This window comes from Pseudomonas sp. NPDC088885, from assembly GCF_044750025.1.
GTDB classification, from domain to species: domain Bacteria; phylum Pseudomonadota; class Gammaproteobacteria; order Pseudomonadales; family Pseudomonadaceae; genus Aquipseudomonas; species Aquipseudomonas rustica.
The window spans coordinates 63,406-64,197 of record NZ_JBIVJB010000026.1; the positions used below are offsets into that span (position 1 = coordinate 63,406).

A 792-nucleotide genomic window follows, 5' to 3' on the forward strand; every position below is an offset into this window, starting at 1 on the left:
ACAGCGAGCCGCAGCCTATGGACAAGGCAAGCAGAGGCAGGTTGAGGCTGGGATCAGCACCTGCAAGCGGCGCCAGCAAGCCAGCAGCACCAACGATACCTACAGTGGCAGAACCGGTAGATACCGAGAGCAACATCGCGATCAACCAACCCAAGATCAGCGGAGGGAACGCAGACTGCTGGGTCAGGTGCACAATGGCATCGCCCACCTTGGCGCTGGTCAGCAGCTCCTGAAAGGCACCACCGCCGGCGATGATCATGATGATTGAGGCGATTGGCTTGAGGCTCTTGCCCAGAGAATCGCGCAACTGCCCCGCATCGCCGCCCCGCGCGAGTACCAGACTTGCCCCTGCGAACAGCACGCCCAGGAGCATGGCTATCAGGGGATTTCCCAAGAAACTAGCCAATTTCAGGAACGCATTGCCCTTGGGTAATACCATCTCAGCGACGGCATGAATCAGCATCAGGATTGCCGGTAGCAAGGCTGCCAGCACGCCTAGCCATACGCTAGCGCTTGGTTGATCGTCGGCTTTTTCAGCCAGGGTAAACTGATCCAGCAAAACCTGATCGGGCCGAGTGCTCATGCGCGGCGAAATGAATGCACCATAAAGCGGGCCGCCTAAAATCATTGCAGGAATAGCCGCAATGAAGCCATAGAGCATTGTGGGCCCAACCGAGGTTTTGAGCGCGGCGATGGCCGTCAAGGGGCCAGGGTGCGGCGGTACCATCCCGTGCATGGCTGCAAGTGACGCAATCACCGGAACACACACAAACACATACGCTGAACCTATGA

General features: G+C 58.2%; 1 pseudogene. It reads right to left on the reverse strand.

The features are described from left to right. A pseudogene (locus tag ACIP1X_RS13730) lies at positions 1 to 792 on the reverse strand (gluconate transporter); the annotation flags it as partial.